This is a genomic window from Schumannella luteola, assembly GCF_013408685.1.
GTDB classification, from domain to species: domain Bacteria; phylum Actinomycetota; class Actinomycetes; order Actinomycetales; family Microbacteriaceae; genus Schumannella; species Schumannella luteola.
This window is the reverse complement of record NZ_JACBZY010000001.1, coordinates 2415519-2432257: the sequence shown is the minus strand read 5'-3', so window position 1 is coordinate 2432257 and position 16739 is coordinate 2415519. Positions and strand designations below refer to the sequence as shown.

Annotated in this window: 22 protein-coding genes; 1 reads left to right on the top strand and 21 read right to left on the bottom strand. The window is 67.9% G+C overall.

The window, feature by feature from the left end:
* Positions 1 to 30 precede the first annotated feature (30 nt).
* From BJ979_RS10955 to BJ979_RS10895, 13 genes are all read right to left on the bottom strand, one after another.
* On the bottom strand, positions 31 to 1335 hold the full coding sequence (locus tag BJ979_RS10955; RefSeq protein ID WP_179567807.1) for a CDP-glycerol glycerophosphotransferase family protein: 1305 nt from the start codon (positions 1333 to 1335) through the stop codon (positions 31 to 33).
* A 193-nt stretch (positions 1336 to 1528) separates the two neighbouring features.
* Positions 1529 to 2299, bottom strand: a complete 771-nt coding sequence (locus tag BJ979_RS10950; protein WP_179567805.1) for a hypothetical protein — start codon at positions 2297 to 2299, stop codon at positions 1529 to 1531.
* Between the two features lies 1 nt (position 2300).
* Positions 2301 to 2528 (bottom strand): hypothetical protein, encoded by a 228-nt coding sequence (locus tag BJ979_RS10945; protein ID WP_179567803.1) that lies wholly within the window; start codon positions 2526 to 2528, stop codon positions 2301 to 2303.
* 14 nt (positions 2529 to 2542) lie between these two features.
* On the bottom strand, positions 2543 to 5044 hold the full coding sequence (locus tag BJ979_RS10940) for a carbohydrate binding domain-containing protein (protein WP_179567801.1): 2502 nt from the start codon (positions 5042 to 5044) through the stop codon (positions 2543 to 2545).
* Positions 5041 to 5406, bottom strand: coding sequence for a hypothetical protein (locus BJ979_RS10935; RefSeq protein ID WP_179567799.1), 366 nt, complete (start codon positions 5404 to 5406; stop codon positions 5041 to 5043). The genes BJ979_RS10940 and BJ979_RS10935 overlap by 4 nt, the downstream gene beginning before the upstream one ends.
* Entirely contained in the window at positions 5403 to 7112 is a 1710-nt protein-coding gene (locus BJ979_RS10930; RefSeq protein ID WP_179567797.1) for a hypothetical protein, read from the bottom strand. The genes BJ979_RS10935 and BJ979_RS10930 overlap by 4 nt, the downstream gene beginning before the upstream one ends.
* The gene (locus BJ979_RS10925) at positions 7113 to 7592 is read right to left on the bottom strand and encodes a hypothetical protein (protein WP_179567795.1); all 480 of its coding nucleotides are present in this window, start codon (positions 7590 to 7592) and stop codon (positions 7113 to 7115) included.
* Between the two features lie 34 nt (positions 7593 to 7626).
* Positions 7627 to 8040: a hypothetical protein gene (locus tag BJ979_RS10920; RefSeq protein ID WP_179567793.1), complete on the bottom strand. Its 414-nt coding sequence runs from the start codon at positions 8038 to 8040 to the stop codon at positions 7627 to 7629.
* Between the two features lie 11 nt (positions 8041 to 8051).
* Positions 8052 to 8465 (bottom strand): hypothetical protein, encoded by a 414-nt coding sequence (locus BJ979_RS10915; RefSeq protein WP_179567791.1) that lies wholly within the window; start codon positions 8463 to 8465, stop codon positions 8052 to 8054.
* Positions 8462 to 9076: a hypothetical protein gene (locus tag BJ979_RS10910; protein WP_179567789.1), complete on the bottom strand. Its 615-nt coding sequence runs from the start codon at positions 9074 to 9076 to the stop codon at positions 8462 to 8464. The genes BJ979_RS10915 and BJ979_RS10910 overlap by 4 nt, the downstream gene beginning before the upstream one ends.
* Positions 9077 to 9118: 42 nt before the next feature.
* Positions 9119 to 10759, bottom strand: a complete 1641-nt coding sequence (locus BJ979_RS10905) for a hypothetical protein (protein WP_179567787.1) — start codon at positions 10757 to 10759, stop codon at positions 9119 to 9121.
* Between the two features lie 3 nt (positions 10760 to 10762).
* Entirely contained in the window at positions 10763 to 11848 is a 1086-nt protein-coding gene (locus tag BJ979_RS10900; protein ID WP_179567785.1) for a phage portal protein, read from the bottom strand.
* 48 nt (positions 11849 to 11896) lie between these two features.
* Complete coding sequence (locus tag BJ979_RS10895) at positions 11897 to 13468, bottom strand: hypothetical protein (protein ID WP_179567783.1); 1572 nt, start codon at positions 13466 to 13468, stop codon at positions 11897 to 11899.
* A 17-nt stretch (positions 13469 to 13485) separates the two neighbouring features.
* On the opposite strand from BJ979_RS10895, the gene BJ979_RS10890 reads away from it, so the two are divergent.
* Positions 13486 to 14013, top strand: a complete 528-nt coding sequence (locus tag BJ979_RS10890; protein WP_179567781.1) for a hypothetical protein — start codon at positions 13486 to 13488, stop codon at positions 14011 to 14013.
* Between the two features lies 1 nt (position 14014).
* Here the strand turns inward: BJ979_RS10890 and BJ979_RS10885 are convergent, their stop codons facing one another.
* From BJ979_RS10885 to BJ979_RS10850, 8 genes are all read right to left on the bottom strand, one after another.
* Positions 14015 to 14236, bottom strand: coding sequence for a hypothetical protein (locus tag BJ979_RS10885; RefSeq protein ID WP_179567779.1), 222 nt, complete (start codon positions 14234 to 14236; stop codon positions 14015 to 14017).
* Positions 14233 to 14445, bottom strand: coding sequence for a hypothetical protein (locus tag BJ979_RS10880; RefSeq protein WP_179567777.1), 213 nt, complete (start codon positions 14443 to 14445; stop codon positions 14233 to 14235). Before BJ979_RS10880 ends, BJ979_RS10885 begins: the two co-directional genes overlap by 4 nt.
* The gene (locus BJ979_RS10875) at positions 14442 to 14591 is read right to left on the bottom strand and encodes a hypothetical protein (RefSeq protein ID WP_179567775.1); all 150 of its coding nucleotides are present in this window, start codon (positions 14589 to 14591) and stop codon (positions 14442 to 14444) included. Before BJ979_RS10875 ends, BJ979_RS10880 begins: the two co-directional genes overlap by 4 nt.
* Entirely contained in the window at positions 14588 to 14944 is a 357-nt protein-coding gene (locus tag BJ979_RS10870) for a hypothetical protein (RefSeq protein WP_179567773.1), read from the bottom strand. Before BJ979_RS10870 ends, BJ979_RS10875 begins: the two co-directional genes overlap by 4 nt.
* 94 nt (positions 14945 to 15038) lie before the next feature.
* Positions 15039 to 15233, bottom strand: a complete 195-nt coding sequence (locus BJ979_RS10865) for a hypothetical protein (protein ID WP_179567771.1) — start codon at positions 15231 to 15233, stop codon at positions 15039 to 15041.
* The gene (locus BJ979_RS10860; RefSeq protein ID WP_179567769.1) at positions 15230 to 15622 is read right to left on the bottom strand and encodes a hypothetical protein; all 393 of its coding nucleotides are present in this window, start codon (positions 15620 to 15622) and stop codon (positions 15230 to 15232) included. Before BJ979_RS10860 ends, BJ979_RS10865 begins: the two co-directional genes overlap by 4 nt.
* Positions 15619 to 15888, bottom strand: a complete 270-nt coding sequence (locus tag BJ979_RS10855; protein ID WP_179567767.1) for a hypothetical protein — start codon at positions 15886 to 15888, stop codon at positions 15619 to 15621. Before BJ979_RS10855 ends, BJ979_RS10860 begins: the two co-directional genes overlap by 4 nt.
* 20 nt (positions 15889 to 15908) lie before the next feature.
* Complete coding sequence (locus tag BJ979_RS10850) at positions 15909 to 16598, bottom strand: helix-turn-helix domain-containing protein (protein WP_179567765.1); 690 nt, start codon at positions 16596 to 16598, stop codon at positions 15909 to 15911.
* Positions 16599 to 16739 lie beyond the last annotated feature (141 nt).

Below are 16739 nucleotides of genomic sequence, written 5' to 3'. Positions count from 1 at the left end.
CGGTGCGTTCCGCCGAGCGGAGTCGCGGGGTCAGTCGCCCGTCGCGGGCTCGCCTTCCTCGTCGTCCTCGTCGTCGAGGGGGTCGCCGCTGTCGCGGTCGGGACCGTCGGCCGCGTGCAGCGCCGCGTGGCGCTCCCACTCGGCGACGAGGTGGTTGATGGCCGCATGGAAGCGGCGGGTCGCCGACCCCGGGGTCGTGTCGCCGAAGTGGTGCGCCGACCAGTGCGCGAGCGTCTCCTGGGCTTCGGCGTCGCGCAGCACGCGATCCACATCCCCCAGCACGTCGCCGGCCCGGTCGGCGTACAGCCATTCGGCCGAGCCGAGGTAGCCGTTCTCGTCGACGTCCGCCTCGGGGGCGAGCGGGCGGGTGACGATGATCGGCTTGCCCGTCGCGAGGCGGTCGTAGACCATCGCCGAGACGTCGGTGAGCGCGACGTCGGCGGCGGCGAGCTGCCAGCCCATCTCAGGGCCGTCGTCGAAGACGTGGTGGGCGGCCGCATCCTTCTGATTCGCCGCCGCGATCGCCGCGATGATCCTCTCGTTCGCGGCCTTATAGGCCGGGTCGAGCACGCCGCTGCGGGGATGCGGGCGGTAGATCAGGCGGTGGCTGGGCGAGGCGAGCACCGCATCCGCCAGCGCGACGCCGTGCGAGGCGACCGAGCCGTAGAGCGCCGACGGGCGGTCGCCCTCCCAGGTGGGCGCGTAGAGCACGACGATGCGGTCGTCGTGCGGGTACGGGGTGCTGCCAGCGAAGTGATCAGCCTGCGGGCGGCCGATCTCGATCGCCTTCTTGTCGACGTCGAAGTCCCACAGCTTGCGCGAGAGGCGCTGGATCGCGGCGGGACCGGCGACGAGGGCGTAGTCATAGGCCTTGAACTGGTTCGTCGTCATGTACATCTTGTCCGACTCGCCGTGGTTGATGAACGTGTGCCACATGCGGCTGTAGCGGAACATCTGGAAGTTCTTCGTGTTCTGGTTGACGTAGAGCACGACCTTGATCTGCTGCTCGTCGACGAACGACTCGAGCTCGGTCACCTTGCGCAGGTACTGCACCGGCAGCCCCGACTCCTCGTTGATCGTGAGGGCGGCGCCAGGGCTGCGGGTGATGATCGCGACCGGATGGGTCGCGGCGAGCTCCTTGAGCGGCGCGTACCACTGGCGGATCTGGTACAGGTTCGTGCGGGTGTCGGCGAAGTACACGGCCACGTCGATCGAGTTCGGCCGCGGCCGGGGGAACTCGCCCGAGCGCTGCGCGATCTCGCGCCGCGTGGCACGCGAACGGAGGATGTTGCGCAGCACGCGACGAGCGGAGCGGATGTCGTTCAGAAGCGGCACCGGACCATCCAAACATCGGCCGGAGGCGCGAAATCCCGTTCGGGGGTGATCGTGCCAGAATCGTGAACTTCGGGCAGGATTCCTGAAATCAAAGGGAAGTCGCTCCCCCATGATGGCAGAACGTGCCTAGAAATCGGGCACGATACGGGCACGTCGAGAACACCTCACGGAGTGACGGTCAGGCGACGCCCTGCTACTGGAGGCCCTTCCATTGGCCATCGACGCCGACCTTCACCTCGGCGGGCACCCACGCGCCGTTGACGCCGACGTAGACCTCGCAGTCCTTCCACACGCCGCCCACGGCCACGCGCACGCCCGAGAGCACGCGCACGGCGCCGGTGTTGCTCCAACCGCCGACCGTGCCGTAGGCGTCCGTGTGGTAGTTCCGTGCGGCGACGCGGAAGTAGACCACCGCGCCGGGCGTGAGGCCCGAGAACGACGGGTTGCCGCTGGTCGTGTCGCCCGAGGTGATGAGGGTGGAGAAGTTCGGCGAGTAGGACAACTGGTAGTGCCAGGCGTAGATGCCGTGGCCGCCGTCGTCGGTCGAGCCCGAGAACGTGAAGTTGGCCTGGCCCGTCACCGGGCTCGCGGCGGCGTAGACGTTCGGGGCGCTCGGAGCCTGGCTCCACAGGTAGGAGCCGCCGATGGTGCCGCTCCAGGTCGTGTGCCCGTCGTTGGTCGAGCCGCCTCCACCGCGCCCGAAGTTGGTGGTGCCGGAGTGCCGCACCTCCAGGTTCGCGGAGCCGCCGTTCACGCCCACCCACTGGCCCGTGGAGCCCGCGAGAGAGACCGAGGCACCACCGCCCGACACGTTGGTCCCCTGGAGCGCCAGGAGGCACCCGGTGGAGCCGTTCGCCATCGCGCGCCCGGGTCCGGGCAGACCGATGGGACCGGAGTAGATGACGGTCGGCCAGCCGGAGAAGGCAGAGCCTCCGTTGCCGCCGAACCCCTGCGAATAGGCCATCTCAGCCCACCGGCTTGAACCAGACCGCGTTGTTGCGGACCGGTGGCGTGCTGGTGGAGATGATCGAGTCAGCCTTGTCGGACTTCTTGGCCTCCTCGGTCTTCGCGCGGTCCTGCTCGTCAGCCACGCGGTCGAGCACGCCGTTGATGTCGTCGTAGCCGGTGCTGTGCGCGCGCGTGCTCGGGACCGTCGCCCAGCCCTTCGCCGCCGCCTTGTCGCCGTTCGCCATGATGTCCTCCTAGGTCAGTTGGTGCCCGTGGCCTGCGCCCACGAACCGGTTGCGGCGCTCCAGGTGCCGAGCGCGAAGAGCCAGGCGTTGGGCGGGGTGTCGATCAGTCCCTCGGAGCCGACGCGCATCGTGCTGTCGGTGAGGTCGAACTCCACGGATGCGACCTTGCCGACCTGCGCCGGGATACCCGGCATCGTCGCGATGAGGTCGTTCCCGGGCGTCGTGTTGAGGTCCGAGAGGCTGGCGAGGTCGAGCACCCGTCCGCGGCCCTGTGCGCGCGCGAGAGCGGCGGCGGCGAGCCCGGAGCCAGGGAAGGGCGCATCGACCTCGATGAGGGCTCCTAGGCCCGGCTGAGTGCCTGCGCTGTCGTACTGCTCCATCTGCTGGCCGGTGGCTCGGTCGATCCACGAGTAGCGCACGACCACGTGGTCCGCGTAGCCGGGCACAGCGCCGATGCCCTGCGGCCCCGGGTCGGTCGCTCCGAGGTCCACGGTGTCGCTTGCGTCGGTGAGGTTGACGGCCTGCGCCATGCGGATCACACCATCGACGGCATAGGCGTTGTTCACGAGCCGCCACTTGCGCTTGTCGTCGCAGAAGAGCCGGAGGCCCGCGGCCTGCACGATGGCGTTGAGCCAGTCCCAGACCTTCGTGCCGGGCTTGCGGAGGAGGCTGTCAGCGGAGCGGTTGTCGAGACGCGTGCGGGTGCTGGTGCTTCCGTCCGGCGTGCCGGTCCAGGCGAGCACGTAGTGCGTCGTGTCGAGGCCGGTGGTGCCGTCGAAATACTGATCGTCGTAGACGCCCGTGGCCTCGGTGAACATCCAGGCGGTGGCGTCGAAGGTCTGCCCGGAGGCCCAGTTGGAGCCGCCGTTCTGATAGACGTAGGTGCCGACCACGGTGGCCGTCGCGGGCACCTGGAAGGTGTGCGTGATCTTCGTCCAGGTGTTCGCGGTCAGGTTGACGGTCGGCCCGACCTCAGTCGGCAAGAGCGCGCCGTTGTTCCCGGTCCGCAACTGGAAACGGAGGCTCATGACCTTCGCCACGCTCGCGCGCACCCAGACGGTGGCTCGGTAGACCTTTCCCGGCTGGACGTTGGTGAGGTAGTTGGTGCCCGAGGTCTGCGAGTCGCCCACGTAGTAGAGCCCGGTGGCGCTCGCTCCGGTGAAGGTGGCGCGCACGAAGGTTGTGATGCCGGGCACGGGTGAGGTTCCGATGCCGGAGGTCTGGCGGGTCACGGTGGCGTTGCTGGAGTTCGCGCTCCACGAGTCCGGGCCGCCGCGCACGGCAGGGTTCGCGATGAGGTTGGTGGCATTGGCCGTCCGCGTGATGTCGGAGGTGAGCGTGCCCGCCTCCAGCGTCGCGGAGAACGTCGCCAGGACCGCGCCCACGAGCGCGCGGAGGTCCGTCGCCGTCGCATACGTCATGTCGATGGAGGTCCCGCCGATCATCTGGTCGATGAGAAGGGCCTCGTCGGTCCGCGCGATGAGCACGAGTTCGCCCGTGTCCGGGTTGGTCGTGCGGGCGTGGAACAGAAGGTCGAAGGTGCGGGTCTGCGTGAAGTCGTTGGGCGCGTCCCAGTCCTGCGTGATCGTCAGTTGGAGGCGCTTCCCGCGGTTGACGCGCGGGTCGAGCACGTCGAGCGCCGCCTGCTCGGGCTGAGCCACGGTGAGGCTGACCTCGCCGTAGGGAGCCCGCGACTTGTCGAGGCGGACCGAGCCGTCCTTCACCTTCAGCACCACTTCGGTCTGAGCGCTGGCGGCGTGCTTCGCGCCCGGGAGCACGGTCGGCGGCGTCCAGATGTCGTTGCGCTGGTGGTAGATCGTGTGGCCCTTGTCGGGCACCCACACGCGCACTTCCTCGTGCTCCACGTCGTACGCGACGGCATCGACTCGGATCGCATCGACCGCGATCAGGGCGTCACCCGCGGCCTCGATGTTGACCTGAAAGTAGTTGTATTCGATGTCCTCGACCGAGCGCTCGTAGGAGACCTGCGTCCACACGCCGGGCGCGAGCACGATGTCGTTGTAGTCCGGCTCCACGAACACGGTCGCCGCACCCGACATGTTGAGCAACCAAGCCGAGAACCGATAGACGCGGTTCCCTCGGTCGGTCTTCATGCGGAACTGGAGCGCCGCGCCGCCGCCCTTGTCGAAGTCGATGAGCGCGCCGCGCTTCCCCTCGTAGGCGGCGGCAGTCGGGTAGGTGACCTGCGGGTCGGCCCCGGTCGGGTCGCCGTTCTCGTCGTACGGCGGGTAGAAGTACGAAGCCGACGTGAACCGAGGCCAGTCGCTCGCCGTCTCCAGACCGTTGAAGTCGGTTCGCATTGCGGGCACGTGCTCCGTGTATGCGGGAGTCACGACCTCCCAGTGCGCGGGCACGTCGAGGACGTACTCCGGCACCGGGGCCTGCTTGGTCCAGTGGCCCGCCTCGACGGTGACCGGCTCCTCCCATGCGGCCTTGGTCCAGTTGAGCCCGAGCACCTTCGCGGTGATGGTGGGCTTCACGATGGCCGATGTCATCGAGCCACCTCCTGGAAGCCGAACTCGATGAGCCAGACCGTGCCGTCGTCCGTGTCGAGCGACAGCGTGGAGGCGTCGGTGACGACGAACACCATGCCGATGCGCGGCTTGTCGGAGTCCGCGAGCACGAGCACCCGGCCCGAGTTGAGGAGAAGGTCCCACTTGGTGGCGAGGGCGTCGTCGGTGCCGATAATCGCCTGCCACCGGCCCGTGCGGAGCCCCGCGGGCTGGAGCGTGACGGCAGGGTCGGGCGAACCGATGATGTCGTGCACGATGATCCGGCTGGGACGGTCCACGGAGTAGGCCGTCGTGAGGTCGAAGGAGAGCGCCTGACTCACGCCGTCCGAGACGCTGGTCGTCACAACTGCCTCCCGTACTGGTCAACGGCCTTCGCGGTGACCGTGATGGTGCGCTTCTTGTTCACGAAGGTGTCGATGGCGGTCTGAGCCGCACTCAGGTCCACGGAGGCCTTGATCTTGGCCGTGCGGTCGGCGGCCACCGCGTCGAGGTCAGCATTGGCCTTCGCCTTCCCGGTGCTCTTCGCCTCGATTTCGGCTTCGCGCTTCTTCGCCACCTTGTCGAGGTCAGCGCTGGCGGTCGCGGCGCTTGGCGTGGTGACGTTGACCTTCACGTCCTTGTCCTTCGGCTTGAAAGACGAGTCGAACTTCACCGCGGCCTGAGACCCGCCCTTGCTACCCGCGTCATCGAGCGAGGAGGCGATCTGCGCCTTCAGGTCGTCGGAGCCGGTAGCGAAGGCCGAGGCCAGGTTCTGCTGAACGGTGTCATCCAGAGCGAAGAAGTTCTCCCACTCCTCGGGGGTCAACTTCATCGAGGCGAGGTTGGTCTTGAATGCGCCGACAGCGACCTTCTGCGCCTCCACGGCGCTCAGGTACTTCTGCACGTCGAACGCGCCATCCTCGGCGGTCGCGGCGTCGGCGGCGGCCTGGCGAACCTCGTCGTAGCCCGAGGCGATGGCGTCCGAGGCGCTGGCCTGAATGTCCGCCTTCTGCTGGAGCGCTTCGGCTCCGGAGGCGGCGTAGGCCTGCTCAGCGAGCGCGGCCTCTTCAGCCACGCCCTGCTGTTCCTTCAACTTGTCGATGATCTTCTGAGTGGCGTCGATCTTGTCGGAGTTGGCCTGCTTGACCGCGTAGCCACCCGCGGAGGCGATGCCGTTCTCGTCGCGGAGCGAGCGGAGGTAGGTCTCCTGCTTCTCGATCAACTTGCCGTAGTCGCCACCCGCGCCGACGACGGCCTTCGCGACATCCTTGAACGACGTGACGCCGCTAAGGCCCGACTTCCGGTACGACTCGTACAGGTCACCGAGGGAGTCTTCGTTCTCGCCCGTAGCGGTGGCGAGGTCGCGGAGAGCGCCCGCCACGTAGTCGATGCTGAGCCCGGCGTCGCCCGCCTCGATCAGGGCGTCCGTGAGGTCTGCGACCTTCTCCTTGAAGGCCGCGGTCTGCTCGCCGTTGTTCTCCATCGCACCCGCGATGAGGCCCAGGCCCGCGGCACCGGCCACGGATGCGATGATGCCCGCGGGACCGAGGAGCGGACCGATGCTCGTGGCGAGACCGCCGAAGGTGTCCTGCGCGATCTGCGGCAGGTCGGCCAGGTCACCGCGGAACGACGAGAAGGTCTCGCCGATGTTCTGCGACACCTCGCTCTTGAACTCGGCGGCGGTCTGCTTGGTCTTGCTGAGGTCGTCGCCGCTCTGCCGCGAGAAGCGCTCCGACTCCCGGCGCGCGGTGTCGAAGCCGTCACCGATCTTCTCGGCGGCCTGCTGGGTCTCGCGGGCCTCGCGCTCGACCTTCTCCAGCGCCGTTTCCTGCTGACGGCCCGACGCCTTTGCATCGCGGCCCACCTTGTCCCAGTCATCACTGAGGATGTTGGCGTGGTCGCTCACGTCATCGAGCGAGTCCGTCACCCGGTCCAGGTCGCGAGACCCGGAGCGACCGAGGTCGGAGAGGCTGTCGGCCAGGTCCTCGGCACCGTCACCGGCGCCCTTCACGGCCTTCAGGAAGTCCTTGTTATCGCCGGTGATCGGCAACTTCAGTTCGCCGTTGGCCATTTACTTGAACACCTCCCAGAAGGATCGAACGGTGGTCTGCGCCCAGAGCGCGGCGAGGCGCGGAGCCACGTCCGCGACGGCCTTGTAGAACGGCCCCTCGCGGCGGCGGTAGGGCAACTGAGCGCCCATGCGGCGCGTGTAGGCCCGGGCACGGCGGGAGGCTCCGACCTTCACCGGACGGCGGAGCGAGCCGAACTCGACCTGCCGCGCGAGCGCGTTGTTAGGCAGGCCACCGCGGAGCCGCTTGGTGCCGCCTCCGGCGCGCACGATCACGCCGTAGTTCTTCACGTCCACCTTCGCCGTGCGGGCCAGGATGCTCTGCTCCTGCCGCGTCTGCGCGTGCTCGGTGACCGCCTGCTTCCACGCCGGGCCGATCATGATCTTGGTGGCCTTGTTGATCTGCGTGGAGACCTCACGGTCCATGCCTTTTAGGAGGAGGCCCGCGGCGAGCAGTGGCTTGACGTTGTAGCCGATCTTCACGGCGGACCTCCTTCCCGAGGTCGAGAGGTGGAGGTCAGGGCGTGGGCGCGACCTTGGTCGGCTTCTCGACGCACTCGAAGGTGACGGACGCGGAGAGGATGCCCTCCGACGATCCGCCGATGACGGTCGGTCGAAGCACGACATGGCCGGTGTACGAGGGGCCTCCGTCCACGGGCGTGAACGTGTACTCCTCGATTTCGCCCTCGTGGTCGAACGTGTAGTTGGTGAGCGAGTTCTCGGTCAGCACGTCCTGGAGAACGTCGAGAGCGATGCTCCAGTCGTCCTTCGTCAGCCGGGCCTGGCGGATGCCGCCGATCCCCTTGGCTCGCAGTACCGAGCCGCCCGAGGGCGTGAGGGTGCACGAGGTCACCGGGATGCTGTAGTCGTTCGATCCGAGGGTGAAGACGCCCTCCTCCAGAACGATCGTCTGAACGTCGATCTTGGCCATTTCGAGATTCCTTACTTGGTCGGAACTGCGGGATAGTCGTGCGGCAGGTAGGTCGTCACGGTGATGTCCGCTGACGGGAAGTTTTCGGTCACGTCGAACGTCGCTTGACCCCACTGAAGGGCCACCGCCGACTTGTCCTGAGCGACCTTCTCCAGCGCCTCGACCACTCGGTCCGCGGCGCTCTCGATGGCGTCAGCGCGCTTCTCCGGCGCGGTCTCTGCCACGAGCACGTGGAGCACGAGGTCGTGCCGATGCAGTCGGTCGATGGGCGCGCCCTTGTCGCTGGTGGCGCGGGTGTACTCGACGGTCTCGACCATCACCACCGGCTGGCGGAGGTTGTCCACGCTGAAGAGGTGAGGCTTGATAGTCCAGGCCTTCGGCAGGTGCTTCGTGATGGCGTCGGCCACCGCCTTGCGGGCGCTCATCGGAACCTCGGGATTCTCGACTTCGGGATGAGCAGGTGCTTGATATCGCGGTTGAGCGGGAAGAGCGCGATGGCCTCCGACTCGAAGCCCATGGCGTCGCCGTCGCGGTTGACCCGCCCGGCCTGCCACATCGCTCGCGCCTGCATCCAGTGCGCGACTCGCCACGACTCACCGGGCGCGATGGGCGTCTTGGTGCCGTCCTCGGCGGTCGTGAACGCTCGGTCCTCCAGCCAGGCCAGGAGGCCCGTCTTAGCCGCCGTGAGAAGGCCGTGGAGGATTTCGTCGCTGTCGGGCGCATCCGCCCACGCACGGCGCGCGGAGGCCAGCGTGAGCCAGCCATCCGACACCGCGGGCTCGATGATGATCGGCTCGACCTCGCGGGTGGCGTTGCCCTCATCGAACTGCGCCACGAAGTCCACCGGAACGTAGCCGGGCACGGTGAAGGGAGCCGGAGCGGTGGCCACGACGGCGCGCTCCTCGTCGTCCCAGTGCTGAGTGATCGGAGCCACGCCCGCGATGCGGACGGTCGCCCCGGTCACGTCGGCGTCGAACAGGTCCTCGGGCAGAGGGAAGACCATGCCCGCGGGCTGGTCTCCAGTCTTGTAGTGCATGGTCTTCCCTCCTTCCCCTGCGTCCCCTGTCGAGGCTTGGTGTTACTGGCCGCCCGTGAGCGCGAACGGGCTGACGCGCACGATGGCGTCGGCCTTGTGGATGAACGTGCCCGAGCCGCCGATGACGTTGGTGTCGATGCCGCCCTTCACGGTGTCCGGGGCCTCGATGCGGATCGGAGCGCCGGGCAGGTCGTAGACCTTCGCGGCCTCGCGTGCGCCGACGACGACCTCGCCCTCCGACAGGTCCGGCAGGAGGCGGAGCGTGAAGCCGTCGAGCGTGCCCTCCCCCTTCAGACCGAGCGCGGCGTTGAGGTAGCCGAGCACGTTGTTGGCCGGGGTCTTCGCGATCTGCTTCCACACGTCGCGGGCGACGAGCGCGAAGGTCGGGATGGCGTCGTTCGCCATGACCTGCGAAGCGCCGTCGATGAGCGCCGACAGGCCCGAGCCGATGGTGAGCCCGGTCGGGTCGTCGGCGTCGATGTCGTCGGCGGTGGCCAGGATGTCGGTCAGCGTCTTCGCGTCCTGCCACTTCGCGAACGACTCGGCCATGGCGGCGAAGTACGACTCGAAGTAGTTGGGCGTGTTGAAGAGGCGGTGCTCGATCGCGTGATCGTGGCCACCGGCCCAGAGCACGAAGTCCGCGGTGGCGGGCTCGGTCTCGGCGCTGGACGACGGGATGTTGCTCTTGTTGCCCGCCCACTGCGCGCCGGTCGGCTTGGTCTTCCAGCGGAAGCCGCCGATCTTCATCTCGGTGGCGTTCTCGTGGCCGAACAGGTCCGCCACCTTCTGCTGGTAGGCGACGCCATCCCACAGTTCGCCGACCCACTGCGGGGCGGTGTTGCGCGGGGCGACGGAGCCGGTGCCCGAGTACTTGATGTCCGTGAGCGCGAACAGGCCGGCCTGCGTCGTGGTGGTCTCGCGAAGGCGCTCCACCTGCTCGGCGCTGGCGCGTCCCTCGCTCATGAGACGGAACAGGCCGAACGCATCGGCCTTCGTGAGTGCGGTCGGAGCCGAGCCCGACTCGCCCGCGGTCTGGCTGACAGTCACGTCGGCCTCCTCTTCCTCTTCGGTTTCCTCCGTGACAGTCGTCACGGTGGTGGTCTTGGAACCGGACTCGGTGGTCTCGGTCGTGGTCTCGCTGTCGCGCTGGTAGCGGTAGGTCTTGCCGTCCGGGCCGACGAAGGTCTCCTCCGAGTGCGACTCCTCGGTGACGCTCTCCGGCTCGGCTTCGGTCACCGGGTCGAGGGCGAACAGGGCCGCGCTGGCGAAGGCTCCCTGCGGCACGAAGGCCGCGCCCGTGAGGGTCGAGGAGATGACCTTGGCCCCGCGGTGGACGATGTTCCGGACCTCGGCGGACAGGCGGGTCAACTTGCCCGCCTTCTTCTGCTCGATGAACTCGTCACCCTCGGGAGTGCGCGCGATGGAGAACACCGCGACAAGACCCTTCTCCGTGTCCTCGACGGACTTGAAGGAGGCCACCGGGTCGGTGAGTTCGTGGTTGCGGTTGGCGCGCATGGCGCTGAGGTCGCTCGGGACCTTCACAGTGCCGCGGTCGAACTGGAAGGCGCTCGCGTGCTCCGGGAGCGTCATCTCGCCCCACGGCACGAGGAGGCCGCGCACGGTGCGACTGGCCTCGTCCAGGGAGAAGACCCCGGCCTCCAGAGTGGTGGTGTCGTCGGTCATGGCTCACTCCTCCGTGGGCACGCCGGTACGAATCGGCGGGTTGTATGCGTCGTACTGGTCGAAGCGCACCCGCTGGCCGCGGGGCACGATCTTGGATGCGCTGAGCGCCGCCTCGATGGGCTTGGTCCAGAACGGAAGGTCGAAGTCGTAGAAGGCGTTCCGCTCGCCGTCCTTGGTCGTGTAGGTCAGCGAGTCGATGCCGGAGGTGCCGTCGATCATCGAGGGCCGCAGGTTGAGATGGGAGCCCACGTCGGTGCGGATCGCATTCCGGTTCTCGATGAAGAGCCCGGAGTCGTCGGTCGCCATGTGCGTATCCATCTCCACGCCCTCGGGCACGTACCCGACAGCGGCCCCGTTGGCGCGGGTGGCGGACTTCCACTCGTTCACGAAGTCCTCGATTTCCGCGCCCTCGGGCATCGCGTCGGAGTCGGTGACGCGGAGGATCAGAGCGGCGACGGGATTCTTGATTCGGTCCGTCCACGCGACCTCGGTGTCCCGAGCGCCGCGGAGCGTGCGGTCCCCCACCGCGAGCAGACCGGCGTACATCGGGATGTTGAAGAGCAGGTATTCCGACTCATGGACGGCCTGCTCATCGACCATCACGTGACCGTTGGTGATGGTCCACTTGGAAGCCGGGAGCCACGTTCCGTTGAGCACCGGGCCGAAGGTCGGAGAGTCGCCCGCGCCTCGGTCGAGGAGCCAGAGCGCACGCCCATAGAAGAGGCAGTCATCGACGGTGCCCGCCATGCGCTCATACGGCGTGTCCTGCTGGTCATCCCGATAGAGGAATGTGGGCTGACGCTCCGAGTCCAGCGGGCCGTTCTTGTCGAGCGCGACGAGCGGGAAGCCCGCGATGGTGCTCACCAGGAGGTTCCGAGCCCGGCTCACGGCAGGGATGAGGAGCGCTTCCTCGCGGCTCAGCGGGAAGTCCTCGACCTTCGCGCCGTCCGGCATGATCGCCTTGGCCACGGCGATGGTCGTGAGTCGGTCCTCGCCCGTGATCCACGGCGAGCGGGTCGTGAGGTCGATGGTGGACGCCAGCGCCTTCATGCGCTTGTCGGTCAAGCCGAGACGGTCCAGAATCCCCACGGAACAATGCTCGACAACGGGCGTTCTCAGAGAGCCGCCACGCGCGCACTAGGCGGCGAAGGAGGGCTTCTTGTAGGCCTTGCGCGGCTTGGCCTCGTCGTAGGCGCGGAGGGCGATGCTGGCGGCCTCCACGAGCGTGATGTCGTCCGTCTCGATGTTCACCCGCCCGAGCGCCCAGCGCTTCGCGTCGCCGGTCGTGCGCTTCTTCGTCTGGCTCACGGCGCGGGTCAACTCCTCGTCGCCCCAGTGGCGCACGTTGCCGTCGTCCATCTCGGTCTTTAGGAGCGCGGCGGCGGCGCTGACCTGCGGCCACGTCTGACCCTCGAACCGCGGCATCGGGTTCCGAAGGCGCTTCATGGCGTCCACCGCGGCCACGGTCGAGCCGGAGCCCGAGTCGTAGATGATCGGCGTCCGCAGGCGCTTGAAGGTCTCCTTGCCGCAGTCGCCCGCCCACTTCGTCCCGGCGCGATGGCCGATCACCAGGAGGCACGGGTGCCCGAGGTCGTCACGCCACACGGCCACGAACGCGGCCCACATCCCGAGCGGGTCCACCGCGAAGCCGACCCGGTGGTGCGCCGGGATGACCGGCACCTCGCCCGTCTGCTCGCCCGCGGCCCACTTCGTCATGTCGAAGAAGCCAGCCTCGCCGGAGGTGTCCGCGACGCCGCAGTACTCGCGGAGGAACGACGCCGGTCCGACCGCGCTGTAGGACTTCCGGATCGCGGCCTCGTCGGTCGTGGTGCCAATCACCGGGTGGATGTCGATGATGACGGCGCGGGCCTTCGGCCACTCGTCCACGTCGTCGGTGGTGAGGGTCTGCGGCGCGCTGTAGTCCAGGATCGAGTGCCCCTCCTCGCCCGCCCGGCCCTTCTCCAGTTCGTCCCACAGGAGGTTGCCCTCGCGGTACTTCGGCCCCGTCCCGGCGAACGTGATGTGCGAGCCCGGGCGCGTGTCCTGCGTCGCCGCCGCGCCGTCGAGGATGTCTTCGCCCATGTCGGGCTTCGCCTGCCCGGCCTCATCGAGGATGATCCAGTCCCACGCATCCGAGCGGAACGCATCGCCCTTCGGAGCCAGGAACGCGAAGACCGAGGTCGCGCCGTTCGGGTGCCGCCACTCCACGCGCTCCGAGCCGCCCGCCTTGTTCAGGTGGAAGGGTCGCTCGCGAGGATCGGGGAACAGGCCCTCCAGCGGGCGCACGATGTCGTCGCGGAACCGCTGGCGGGCCTTGATGGCCGTCGTCGTCATCGTGTACGCGACGAAGTAGTCCTCCCGCTCGGCTATCCGACCGATGGCCTTGGCGAAGAGGGTCGAGGTCTTGAACGACCGGCGCGGCATGAGCAGGCCCAGCGAGTCGTGCGGTGCGTCGAGGATGTCTGACAGGTGCACCTGGTGGCCCTGGATGGTGGCTCCTCGCATCGCACGCGGTCCGTGCAAACGGAGGAGTTCAGCACCCCGGACTAGTTCCCTGCGACCTTGCACGTGTGCAGGTGCGTCCGTGTGGAATCTGCCGCGAATGGAAGCGTTCTTCAGGTCCTCCAGGGTCCCGGTGAGAAATTCTCTATCGCTATCGCGCGGGGGTTGCTCGGCGCTCTCAAAAGCGTCGGAGTTTTCGTCACTCATCGCGGTAATCTCCCGAGATGGAGTTCTGGTCGGACATCGGTGACTTCTTCGCGACATTCGAGCCGAAGGACTGGGTGACCTCGGCCCTCGCCCTGCTCGCAATCCTCGTGGCCCTGTTCACCGCATCGCAGACGTGGAGGTACCATCCGCGCCCGCTGATCATGATCGACCGTGCCCTCTTGCTACCCGCGGTCGAGCCGGATGGGTACGGGAACGACGCGGGTCCGCGCATCGAGGTGGATGTAGTGAACCGAGGCAATGCCGCAGCCCACGCTGTTCGCATCGTGACGAAGGCGAAAGGCCGAAGGAAGGAATCGTTCGAGCGACCCATCCTCGAACCGGGTGCGACCTGGCGTATCGAGTTCACACTCGCTGACAAGATCAGGAGTCCGGACCCCGATGAGCCGCGTCGCCAGATAGCGCGATGGTCCCGGGACTCGGTGCCGAAGCGGGAGGTCCGAGTATGGCGACGCTGGCGACAGTCGCCGCTCATGCGCTTCAACCGGTTCTGGCCCGTCTTCGTGCGCGTGGGACGCAACGCCTGACTCACGCCGCCTGCTCCTTCGTCGGGTCGTAGTCCGGGCGCACGGGCAGGATGTGCGCGGTCATGAGGTGAGCACCGAGGCTGTCGCGCAGTTCGGTGACGGCCTGGTCGAAGCCGCCGGGGTGCGTGGTGTTGACCGAGAGCATCCAGTCGCAGTGCTTGCACGCGATGGTGCCCGAGGGGTCGAACTCGAACAGGTTGTCCAGTTCATCCTTCAGGCTCATGCGCTCTGCTCCTCTCCGTTGATCGGGTGGAGGTGCGCCTCTTCTGCGTGCGCCTCGGCGTACTGAGCGACGAGGAGGCGAGGGATGTCGCCGCCGACATAGGCGCGCTTCGTACTGGACCATCCGCACGGGCAGGCGAGCCACCACGAGTTGATGCCGAACCGCAGTTCGATCGCGTCGAGGATGGCGGTGATCGGTGCGTCGGTCATGCTCTCTGCTCCAGTCGGATGTGGTGGCTGGTGACGTGCGTGTCGAACACGCCTTCCTTGAATGCCTCGTCGTCGGCGCGGTCCGCGGGGAGCGTGTACGCCCAGCCGCAGGAGCAACGCACCCGGCCCTTGTCGATGTCGCTCACCACTGGCTCCATTCCGGCCGCCTCTTGGCGGCGCTCGCTTTCTTGATTCGCAGGGATGCGCCGATCTGGCCCCCGCCTTTCTCGTTGCACCTGCGGGTGCCTGCGCCCTTGCCGCCTCGGAAGGAGTGCGTTCCGCCCAGGTTGGACGGGGCGTTGATCTGCGCCTCGGTCCAGCCCATCCGCTTCGCCTGCGCGGCGCTGACCTTGTGGCCCACGCTGAAGTTCTCGCCGGGCTGGATGGGCTTGTGGCAGTCGATGCACACGAGCGAGCCCGCGCGGCGCTGAGCCTCCAGCCGGGGGCGGATGGTGCGCACGGTCTTGGACCACGCCGGGCTCTGGTGGTGGTCGCTCATCGTGCGGCCCTCCCGAAGGATCGGAACGTCTGACGGAGGTTGCGCTTGGCCTCGCGCTTGATGATCCACACCCGCCAGCGGCGACGAAGCCCGCTCACGCCATCACCGCCGACCCTGAGACCACGGAGTCGCCCACGAGGAACTGGACCTCGATGCGGCCCTCGTGCCAGCGGAGGGCGCCGGTGAAGCCGCCAAGGATGCACGGGAGCCACTGGCCAGGCGTGAGCCGTGCCCGGCGCGCGAGGCGGCGGGTACGACGACGATTCGTGAATCGCTCGATGGCACTCACGATGCCTGCTCCTCTGCGAGTCGGGCGGCCTCGACCATCTGCTCCTCACTGCCGAGGGCGAAGAAGGTCTCCCACTCAGCCGAGGTCAACTTCACGCTGGCCAGATCGGCGCGGAACTTGTCGATCCGGTGCGCGCGCTCGATGTGACGGGCCGCGGCCTGCTTGGTGTTCCTCACGACCTCGCCGTCCTCCTCCTGCACCTCCAGCCCCTTGGACATGGCGGCTTCGGCGTCGCGAACGGCCTCGATGGCGGCGGTCTCCAGCGATGCGGCTTCGGCCCGGCGCTCGGCGCGATTCACGAATCCGAGGATGAGCAGGCCCGAGGTCGCCGCGGCGATCACGAGAAGCGGAACGATGGTCAGGTAGTCGAGGAAGTTGAGGGTGATCATGAGGCGTTCTCCTTCTTGATGGCGTTGACCGAAGCGGCGTTCTGTCGCTGGCGGCAGATGATGCAGTAGGCCCGGCGTCCGAGGTCGCGCGAGCGGATGAGGTAGCGGCGTCCGCACGTGTGCTCGGTGCCGTTGTGCTCCCACGAGTTGGTGCAGATGACCTCGCAGGCCTTGTCCGGCGTCCAGTTCTCGCGGGCCTGCTTCGCCGTGCGTGGTGCGCGCAGGCCGGTCTGGATGACGACGAGCGAGCCATAGCGCTCGCCCATCCGCGGCTCCCGGCGCTCGGTCACAGCGGCACCGCGAGCAGGTCGGCCATGGCGTCGTCGTAGGAGGACTGGGGCATGAAGTCGGGAATCTTGAACTGAGCGACGGGACGGGCGTCCGCCTCGGTGGCCAGGTACTCGTGCATGAAGTCCGAGAACTCCTCCGGAGTCATAGCGATCACGGTGGATTCCTCGATGAGTGCGGGAAGGTCAGTGCGGTCCGGCTCCACCTGCGACGCCAGGAAGGCCGCGCGCTCCTTGCGGAGTCGGGAGACCGTGGCGGTGGAGCACCCGAGACGGGCGGCCTGCTCACGGATGGACAGGCCCTCCAGGTCTCCGAGTTGGAAGCCGAGGAACTTCGCCTGCCGCTTGCCCCGGCGCACCTGACCCGACTTGCGGCCCATCGCGGCGCGGTTCTCGAAGAAGTCCGCCCGCCACACCTGGAGCGCCCGCTCAGCGGCCCGAGGAGCCGTCCGGCCCTCGACCTGCGTCCACGTCGTCCCCGCGGCCCGGCGCACGCCCTGCTGGCTCTGGTGGATGTGGTCCGCGGCCTGCCCGGCATCCTCGATGAGAAGGGCCGTCAGCGCCTCCAGGTCGAGCGAGGAGCCAGCGGCGTGCGCGGCGTTGAGATGCCGCAGGGCCTGGCCCATGAGCCAACGTCCGAGCAGGTCGGCGAACTGCGCCTTGCCGTTCGGCTTCGGAGGTGTGTGCACTGGATGCTCCCGGATCGCACTCGACGCCCGGCCAGAGAGGCGGGCGGATTTCGATGGGAGCGGGCGGCGGGCTGAAAGGGACCTAGGTCAAGAGGAGCAATGCCACAAGCGCTACGAGAGAAGTGAAGCACGCGAGGAGGT

Coding starts and splice junctions, on each gene's coding strand:
- BJ979_RS10950 (WP_179567805.1), bottom strand. CDS start 2,299: ATGGCCTATTCGCAGGGGTTCGGCGGCAACGGAGGCTCTGCCTTCTCC.
- BJ979_RS10945 (WP_179567803.1), bottom strand. CDS start 2,528: ATGGCGAACGGCGACAAGGCGGCGGCGAAGGGCTGGGCGACGGTCCCG.
- BJ979_RS10940 (WP_179567801.1), bottom strand. CDS start 5,044: ATGACATCGGCCATCGTGAAGCCCACCATCACCGCGAAGGTGCTCGGG.
- BJ979_RS10930 (WP_179567797.1), bottom strand. CDS start 7,112: ATGGCCAACGGCGAACTGAAGTTGCCGATCACCGGCGATAACAAGGAC.
- BJ979_RS10920 (WP_179567793.1), bottom strand. CDS start 8,040: ATGGCCAAGATCGACGTTCAGACGATCGTTCTGGAGGAGGGCGTCTTC.
- BJ979_RS10915 (WP_179567791.1), bottom strand. CDS start 8,465: ATGAGCGCCCGCAAGGCGGTGGCCGACGCCATCACGAAGCACCTGCCG.
- BJ979_RS10910 (WP_179567789.1), bottom strand. CDS start 9,076: ATGCACTACAAGACTGGAGACCAGCCCGCGGGCATGGTCTTCCCTCTG.
- BJ979_RS10905 (WP_179567787.1), bottom strand. CDS start 10,759: ATGACCGACGACACCACCACTCTGGAGGCCGGGGTCTTCTCCCTGGAC.
- BJ979_RS10895 (WP_179567783.1), bottom strand. CDS start 13,468: ATGAGTGACGAAAACTCCGACGCTTTTGAGAGCGCCGAGCAACCCCCG.
- BJ979_RS10890 (WP_179567781.1), top strand. CDS start 13,486: ATGGAGTTCTGGTCGGACATCGGTGACTTCTTCGCGACATTCGAGCCG.
- BJ979_RS10885 (WP_179567779.1), bottom strand. CDS start 14,236: ATGAGCCTGAAGGATGAACTGGACAACCTGTTCGAGTTCGACCCCTCG.
- BJ979_RS10880 (WP_179567777.1), bottom strand. CDS start 14,445: ATGACCGACGCACCGATCACCGCCATCCTCGACGCGATCGAACTGCGG.
- BJ979_RS10870 (WP_179567773.1), bottom strand. CDS start 14,944: ATGAGCGACCACCACCAGAGCCCGGCGTGGTCCAAGACCGTGCGCACC.
- BJ979_RS10860 (WP_179567769.1), bottom strand. CDS start 15,622: ATGATCACCCTCAACTTCCTCGACTACCTGACCATCGTTCCGCTTCTC.
- BJ979_RS10855 (WP_179567767.1), bottom strand. CDS start 15,888: ATGGGCGAGCGCTATGGCTCGCTCGTCGTCATCCAGACCGGCCTGCGC.